This window comes from Micromonospora maritima (genome assembly GCF_902825405.1).
Lineage (GTDB): Bacteria > Actinomycetota > Actinomycetes > Mycobacteriales > Micromonosporaceae > Micromonospora > Micromonospora maritima.
Genome location: NZ_CADEAU010000271.1, coordinates 1 through 7331 on the forward strand (window position 1 = coordinate 1; position 7331 = coordinate 7331).

At 73.8% G+C, this 7331-nt stretch carries 9 protein-coding genes; 3 read left to right on the forward strand and 6 right to left on the reverse strand.

Annotation, left to right across the window (positions count from 1 at the left end; translation table 11 throughout):
• The 3 genes from HUW36_RS21310 to HUW36_RS21320 all read right to left on the reverse strand — a co-directional run.
• The coding region (locus HUW36_RS21310; protein WP_425487252.1) for a sugar phosphate isomerase/epimerase family protein at positions 1 to 274 on the reverse strand (274 nt) is incomplete at its 3' end.
• On the reverse strand, positions 271 to 1434 hold the full coding sequence (locus tag HUW36_RS21315; RefSeq protein WP_174529786.1) for a dihydrodipicolinate synthase family protein: 1164 nt from the start codon (positions 1432 to 1434) through the stop codon (positions 271 to 273). The genes HUW36_RS21310 and HUW36_RS21315, both read right to left, overlap by 4 nt.
• Positions 1431 to 2582, reverse strand: coding sequence for a Gfo/Idh/MocA family protein (locus HUW36_RS21320; protein ID WP_174529787.1), 1152 nt, complete (start codon positions 2580 to 2582; stop codon positions 1431 to 1433). Before HUW36_RS21320 ends, HUW36_RS21315 begins: the two co-directional genes overlap by 4 nt.
• A 120-nt stretch (positions 2583 to 2702) precedes the next feature.
• On the opposite strand from HUW36_RS21320, the gene HUW36_RS21325 reads away from it, so the two are divergent.
• Both HUW36_RS21325 and HUW36_RS21330 read left to right on the forward strand, forming a co-directional pair.
• Positions 2703 to 3734: a LacI family DNA-binding transcriptional regulator gene (locus HUW36_RS21325; protein ID WP_174529788.1), complete on the forward strand. Its 1032-nt coding sequence runs from the start codon at positions 2703 to 2705 to the stop codon at positions 3732 to 3734.
• 66 nt (positions 3735 to 3800) lie between these two features.
• Positions 3801 to 4310, forward strand: a complete 510-nt coding sequence (locus tag HUW36_RS21330; RefSeq protein ID WP_174529789.1) for a pyridoxamine 5'-phosphate oxidase family protein — start codon at positions 3801 to 3803, stop codon at positions 4308 to 4310.
• 84 nt (positions 4311 to 4394) lie between these two features.
• On the opposite strand, the gene HUW36_RS21335 is transcribed toward HUW36_RS21330, so the two are convergent.
• Positions 4395 to 5027, reverse strand: coding sequence for a class I SAM-dependent methyltransferase (locus tag HUW36_RS21335; RefSeq protein WP_174529790.1), 633 nt, complete (start codon positions 5025 to 5027; stop codon positions 4395 to 4397).
• Between the two features lie 123 nt (positions 5028 to 5150).
• The gene (locus HUW36_RS21340; RefSeq protein ID WP_174529791.1) at positions 5151 to 6092 is read right to left on the reverse strand and encodes a sugar phosphate isomerase/epimerase family protein; all 942 of its coding nucleotides are present in this window, start codon (positions 6090 to 6092) and stop codon (positions 5151 to 5153) included.
• A 188-nt stretch (positions 6093 to 6280) separates the two neighbouring features.
• On the opposite strand from HUW36_RS21340, the gene HUW36_RS21345 reads away from it, so the two are divergent.
• Positions 6281 to 6691 carry an NUDIX hydrolase gene (locus tag HUW36_RS21345; RefSeq protein ID WP_174529792.1) on the forward strand — a complete coding sequence of 137 codons (411 nt, stop codon included), beginning with the start codon at positions 6281 to 6283 and terminating at the stop codon, positions 6689 to 6691.
• Here the strand turns inward: HUW36_RS21345 and HUW36_RS21350 are convergent.
• Positions 6688 to 7331, reverse strand: a 644-nt coding sequence (locus tag HUW36_RS21350) for an arginase family protein (protein ID WP_174529793.1), incomplete at its 5' end; no start/stop codon positions are given. The two genes, HUW36_RS21345 and HUW36_RS21350, sit on opposite strands and share 4 nt — an antisense overlap.

The window sequence follows — 7331 nt, forward strand, 5'->3', positions numbered from 1 at the left end:
CGACGGCGCGGCGGTTGTCGGCCAGCGCCTCGGCCCGGGCGCCGGCGTCGTCGGCGGTGAGGAAGCCGCCCCGGCACAGCGACGACACCCGCAGCCCCGCGTCGGCGACGATCCTCGCGGCGGCCGGTACGCCGATCTCCGCGACCGGCTCGCGCCACAGCCCGATGGCCGGGATGCCGGCGCGGACGCAGCCGTCGACCGCCTCCCGCACCGACCAGCGTCGCGTGGTGCGCTGGTTGAGCGACAGCTTCGCCAGCCGGGGGTCGGCGGTCACCCGGTCACCCCCGCGACGTCGAGGTACGTGGCCATCCGCCGCGCCGCCAGCTCCGGGTCGAGCAGCAGCCCGGCGTCGTCGGCCAGCCGGAACACCTCGACCAGGTGCGGGACGCCGCGTCCGGCGTGCAGGCCGCCGACCATGGTGAAGCCGGGTTGCCGCCCGTTGAGCCAGGACAGGAACGCGACGCCGGTCTTGTAGTACGGCGTGGGCGGGGAAAACACGTGCCGGGACAGCGGCACGGTCGGGTCGAGGACCGCCCGGAAGCCGGCCGGGTCCCCGGCGTCGAGCCGGCGCAGCGCGGCCGACGCGGCCGGGGCGATCGCGGCGAACGCGCCGAGCAGCGCGTGGCTGGACCGGATGCCGTCGCCCTCGATCAGCTCGGGGTAGTGGTAGTCGTCGCCGGTGTAGACCTTCACGGTGGGCGGCAGCAGCTCGCGCAGCCGCACCTCCCGGCCGGCGTCCAGCAGCGACACCTTCACCCCGTCGACGACGTCGGCGTGGGCGTGCACCAGCGCGACGAACGTGCGGGTGGCCTCGTCCAGGTCGGTCGAGCCCCAGTAGCCGGCCAGCGCCGGGTCGAACATGTCGCCGAGCCAGTGCAGCACCACCGGCGCGCCGGCCCCGCGCAGCACCCGCTCGTAGACACGCACGTAGTCGTCCGGGCCGGTGGCGAGCGCGGCGAGATGCCGGCTGGCCATCACCACCGGGACCGCGCCGCACTCCCGCACGTACCCGACCTGCTCGGCGTACGCGGCGACGACCTCGTCGAGGGTGTCCGGCACGCCGGGCAGCTGGTCGGTGGCGGCGCCGGCGACGATCCGCCCGCCGCACGCGGCGGCCTCGGCGGCGCTGCGCCGGATCAGCTCGCGGGTGGCCGCCCAGTCCAGCCCCATCCCGCGTTGCGCGGTGTCCATCGCCTCGGCCACGCCGAGCCCCCAGGACCACAGGTCGCGCCGCACCGCGAGGGTGGCGTCCCAGTCCAGCCGGGCGGGCGCCCCCGGGGCGTTGTCGGCGTACGGGTCGGCGACCACGTGCGCCGCCGCGTATGCGATCCGGCTGGTCGGCGGTCGGTCCGGCCGCTGCCAGCCGGCCGGTTCCCGCAGCGTGCGGGACTCGGTGCCGCCGGCGGGCCGGGGCAGGGTGATCCGCGCGGTCACCTGTCGATCTCCTCGACGACGATCCGCCGGCCCTCCCGGGCCGACCGCAGCCCGGCCTCGGCGAGCTGCACCCCGCGGACGCCGGCCAGGAAGTCCCACGGGAACGGCTCGTCGTCGACGACGTGCCGCAGGAACGCCTCCCACTGCACCTTGAACCCGTTGTCGTAGTCGGCGTTGTCCGGCACGGTCTGCCACTGGGCGCGGAACGGTTCGGTGACCGGCAGGTCCGGGTTCCACACCGGCATCGGGGTGGCGCCCCGGTGCTGGATGCGGCACTCGCGCAGCCCGGCCACCGCGCTGCCGTGCGTGCCGTCGACCTGGAACTCGACCAGCTCGTCCCGGTAGACCCGGACCGCCCAGGAGGAGTTGATCTGCGCGATGACGCCGCCGGCCAGCTCGAAGATCCCGTACGCGGCGTCGTCGGCGGTGGCCCGGTAGGTGACGCCGTTCTCGTCCACCCGCTCGGGCACGTGCGTGGCGGTGACCGCGGTGACGGCGGTGACCGGGCCGAAGATCTGCTCCAGCACGTAGTGCCAGTGCGGGAACATGTCGACGGTGATGCCGCCGCCGTCCTCGGCGCGGTAGTTCCAGCTCGGCCGCTGCGCGTCCTGCCAGTCGCCCTCGAACACCCAGTAGCCGAACTCGCCGCGCACGGACAGGATCCGGCCGAAGAACGCGCCGTCGACCAGCCGCTTGAGCTTGCGCAGCCCGGGCAGGAACAGCTTGTCCTGCACCACGCCGTTCTTCACGCCCCGGGCCGCGGCGAGCCGTGCCAGTTCCCGCGACCCGGCCAGCCCTTCGGCGAGCGGCTTCTCGGTGTAGACGTGCTTGCCGGCCTCGATCGCGGCCCGGATCGCCTTCTCCCGCTGGGCGGTAACCTGCGCGTCGAAGTAGATCCGGTGGGCGTCGTCCGCGAGCGCCGCGTCCAGGTCGGTGGTGTACGAGTCCAGGCCGTGCCGGGCGGCGATCTCGGCGAGCCGGGCCTCGTTGCGACCCACGAGCGTCAGCTCCGGCCAGATGCGGCTGCCGTCGCGGGCGGGTAGGCCGCCCTGCTCGCGGATGGCGAGCAGGGACCGGACGAGGTGCTGCCGGTAGCCCATCCGTCCGGTCACGCCGTTGAGGATGATCCCGATAGACGTGCGCTCCACGTGGGTGTCCTTCCGGGGTGGTCGGTCACGCTCCTGAATGCGCTTTCAGTAAGCGCTTTCAGCGTGTTACGGTAGCCACGCTCCGACAGCCGGGTCAAGACGTTCCGTAGGGGGAGATCGATGCAACCACGGACGCACGTGACCCTGGAGGACGTCGCCCGAGCCGCCGACGTCTCACTGGCCACGGCCTCCCGGGCGCTCAACGGCATGCGGGTCACCCCACAGTTGCGCGACCGCGTGCTCGCCGCCGCGGCGCAGCTCGCGTACACCCCCAACGCGCACGCCCGCGCGTTGGCCGGCGCCTCCCACCGCACCGTCGGCGTCATCTGCCACGACGTCACCGACCCCTACTTCGCCGCCGTCGCCGGCGGCGTCATGCGCGTCGCCGGCGCCAACGACCTGCTGGTCATGCTGGCCAGCACGTTCCGCGACCCCGAGCGGGAGATCGCCTACGTGTCGATGCTGCGCGCCGAGCGGGCCCCGGCCATCCTGCTCATCGGCTCCGGCTTCGAGGACGCCCGCTGGGAGCGGGCCATGGAGGCCGAGCTGAAGCCCTACCTCGACGGCGGCGGCCGGGTCGCCGTGGTCAGCCGGCACCGCAGCCTCAAGCTCGACAGCGTGCTGCCGGAGAACCGGGCCGGTGCCGCCGCCATGGCCCGCGCCCTGCTGGAGCTGGGCCACCGCCGGTTCGCCGTGCTCTCCGGCCCGCGCGCGCTCACCACCGTCACCGACCGCCTCGGCGGCTTCCGCGACGAACTGGCCGCCGCCGGGGTGACCCTCGACCCGGCCGCCGTGGTGGAGGGGCCGTTCACCCGCGACGGCGGCTACCAGGCGATGACCGAGCTGCTCGCCCGCGGGCTGGACGCCACCTGCGTGTTCGCGCTGACCGACGTGATGGCCATCGGCGCGTACGCGGCGCTGCGCGACCACGGGCTGTCCGTGCCCGGCGACGTCTCCGTCGCCGGCTTCGACGACATCCCGATCGTGCGGGACCTGACCCCGCCGCTGACCACCGTGGCGCTGCCGCTGCAGCAGCTCGGCGAGAAGGCGATGGAGATGGCGCTCACCGAGAACACCGGCCGGCGGCGGCGGATCCTGCGCATGGCCGGTGAGGTGGTCGTGCGGGCCAGCACGGCCAAGCTCGGCGCCTGACCCCCGGCACCGGCCCACCCGCGGTTGATCGGCCGGGTAGGGTGCCGGCATGATCAAGGACGCCGCGTGCCGGTGACGAATCCGTGGCTGGGCGGGCCGACACCGACCGGGAAGCTGGCGCGGGAGCGGTTGGAGGAACGCATCCTCAACCTGCTGTCGTCGCAGAACATGTGCGTGCTGGCCACCACCGGGCCGGACGGGCCGCTGGCCACCCCGGTGCGCTACTACCCGCTCGACTTCACGCTGATGTTCACCGCCGCGCCCCGCTCGCCCAAGATGCGCAACATCGCCGCCGACCCGCGCGTGTCCGTCGGCGTCTTCGCGCCCCTGGTCGGGCTGGCCAGCAGTCGCGGCGCGCAGGTCTTCGGCACCGCCCAAGTGCTCGCCCCGGACCATCCCGACCACGCGCACCACTGGTCGGCCTTCCGCTGGCAGAACGAGCACGTCGAACGTGGCCGCCCGTTGTCCGAGCCGCCCCGCGAGACCCTCGTGGTGATCGAGGCGGACCGCATCGTCTACACCGAACACTGGCTGCGCCGCGACGGCTACGCCCCCCGCCAACACTGGCGCCGCTGACCCCGCCCCCGCCGATCCCCACCGATCTTGGAGTTGTGGCGCCCAGGATGCGTCACCCGCGGCTTTTGTCAGGTGCCACCACTCCTAGATCGACGAGTCGGCCGGCGTCGAGGAGCGCACGGTGCGCAGGAGGTTGCCGGCCAGACGCAGCTCTCCGGACTCGACCCGGGCCAGCACGTCGATCGGCTCGACAGCGGTCCGCGTCCAGCTCGACTCGGGGAACGACGCGCGCAGGGCATCGGCGGTCAGGCCGAAGTCCTGGCCCGCCTCCGGCGAGATCGCCAGCACGAACACGGCGCCGCCCGGCGCGGTCAGGCGCGGCAGCAGCGCCAGGTAGTCGCCGATCGCCGCGCCGCGCCGGTCCAGCGTGTGCAGCAGCCCCGAGTCGAACACTGAGTCGTAGGGCGTGTCCGGCACCGGGATCCGGGTGGCGTCGCACACCTCGAAACGCACCGGCAGACCCGCCTCGGCGGCCTTGGTCCGGGCCTGCGCGACGGCCACCTCGGAGATGTCGACACCTGTCACGTCATGGCCGCGGCGGGCCAGCGCGAGGGACAGCTCACCGGTGCCGCAGCCGACGTCGAGCACGCGCGGGCCGCGTACCCCGGTGTCGAGGACCGCGGCGAGCGCCGGCTGCGGACCGCCGATCTCCCAGGGCGGACGGTTGGTGTCCCGGTAGAGACGGTCGTAGTGGACGTGGTCCGGCTCGTCGGTCATCGCGTACCCCCTCGATCGGTGCCTGACCCGCCCCGAGCGTGCCACGTCCGGCGGCGGCCGGGGGCCCCACCACGCGCGACGCCGGGCCGGCGGTGGGCCGGCCCCGGCGTCACCGGGCGCGCGTCAGTACGTCAGCCGGCGCAGGTAGCGGTAGCCGACCGCGGCGGTCTGCTGCGGCGTCACGTCCGGGGTGTCGTTCTCCACGATGTACTCCAGCACCTGGTGCCGGCGGAAGATGCGCGCGAAGTCGATCATCCCGGTGCCCAGGTCGGCCATGTCACCGGTGGTCTCGTCGCGGTCCTTCACGTGGTACTGCAGGACGCGCTGCGGCGCGCAGCGGATCACGTCGAGCGCGAAGCCCTCCGGGTCCCCGACGCCCTCACCGGAGTTGATGCCGCCGGTCACCGCCCAGTAGAGGTCGATCTCCAGGTGCACCAGGCGCGGGTCGAGTTCCTCGGTCAGCACGTCCCACGGGCGCCGGCCGTTGCCGAAGTCGATGGTGAACTCGTGCGCGTGGTTGTGGTAGCCGTACCGCAGGCCGGCCCTGCGGGCCGCGGCGGCCTCGACGTTCATCTGCTCCGCCCACCGCTTCCAGTCGTCCTCCTTGTCGGAGTTCAGGTACGGCACCACCATGAAGCGTTGGCCCAGCGTGCGGGCGTTGGCGATCTTCTGCTCCAGCGCGGCGGCGTCGGCGGCGATGCCGTCGTGGCTGGAGCTGGCCCTGACGCCGATGCCGTCGAGGAACCGGCGCAGCTGGGCGGCCGTGCGGCCGAAGTAGCCCAGGGCCAGCTCCACCCGGGGGTAGCCGATCCGGGCCAGGTGGGTGAGCGTCGCGTCGTAGCCGGGTGAGCCGTTGAGCGCGTCGCGGACGGTCCAGAGCTGGATGCTGATCAGCTCCTTCGGCACGTGCCGACGCCCGTGGTGGTGCCCGCCGGCCTGGGCGGCCGTCGCGCCGAGCCCGGGGGCCAGCCCGACGCCCGCCAGCGCCGCCAGCGAGCCGCGCAGCAGGTGACGTCGGTCCAGGGACTGCCGCAGCGCGGCCTCCCCGTCGAATCCGTAGCACATGGCCGTTCTCCTTTCGCGGGTCCTACGCGGAGGGGACCAGGACGACCTGGTCGGTGCCGGTCAGTGGGGGCGGGCCGTCGCTGCCGACGCTACAAAAGACATGTCCATATGTCTATAGCTTTCGGCGCTTCTGTCAGGACTTTCGTCTGCGGCAGAAGAAAGTGCGGGAGTGTGGCATCCTCGGGGCCGTGGCCTTCTACGACGTCGCCCTCGTCCTGCTCGTCGACCGGTCGGGCGCGGTGCTCATGCAGCACCGCGACGGGAACACCACCGTGTCGCCGCACCAGTGGAGCCTGCCCGGTGGGAGCATCGAGCCGGGGGAGACGCCGGAACAGGCCGCCCGCCGGGAGCTACGCGAGGAGACCGGCCTGACCGCCGGCGAGCTGCACCTGTTGTGGAGCGGACCGCGGCCGTACGAGGAGGGCTTCCCGCACGACGTCACCGTGTACGTCTTCCGCGGCGTCACCGACGCGAAGCAGGAGGACGTGGTGCTCGGCGAGGGACAGGCCATGGTCTTCGTCCCGCGCGACCAGGTGCTCGACCGCGCGCTGGCGGTCAGCACCGCGAAGGTCCTGCCGATGCACCTCGCGGACGCCTAGCCCGCGGTCAACGCCCCGGCCAGCGCCCGGACGAACCGGGGGAGCACCTCGCCGTCCGGCAGGTGATCGGGGTTGATCTCGGTGACCGACAACCCGAGGAACCGCGGGCTCGCCACCAGCTCCGCCAGCGTCGCCGCCGCCTCGGCCAGGCCGAGCCCGAACGGCTCCGGCACGTCCGCCAGCGGCGCGTCGACGAACCGCAGCACGTCCACGTCGAAGTGCACCACGAACCCGTCCGCCGCACCCTCCGCCGACGACCGCGCCCGCCGCGCCGCCGCCGCCGGGTCGGCGTGCACCTCGTCGGCCGGCACATAGGTGAGCCCCAGCTCCGCCACCAGCTCCCGCTCGTGGTCGCCCCGGGGCAGCGAGTCCCCGTACACCACCACCCGCTGCGGCGACAGCAGCGGCACGGTCGGCCCGACGCCCGCCACCTCCGGCAGGGTCCCCGGCAACCCGAGCAGGTGCGCCAGGCCGGTGGCGTCCAGATTGCCGTTCGGCCGGGTCGACGGCGTGTAGAGGTCCGGCCCGCCGTCCACGTAGACCAGCGCCGGCGGCCGGCCGGCCCGCGCGCACCCCGCCACCAGGCCGATCGTCACGGTGCAGTCGCCGCCGAGCACCAGCGCCGTCCGCCCCCGGCCCA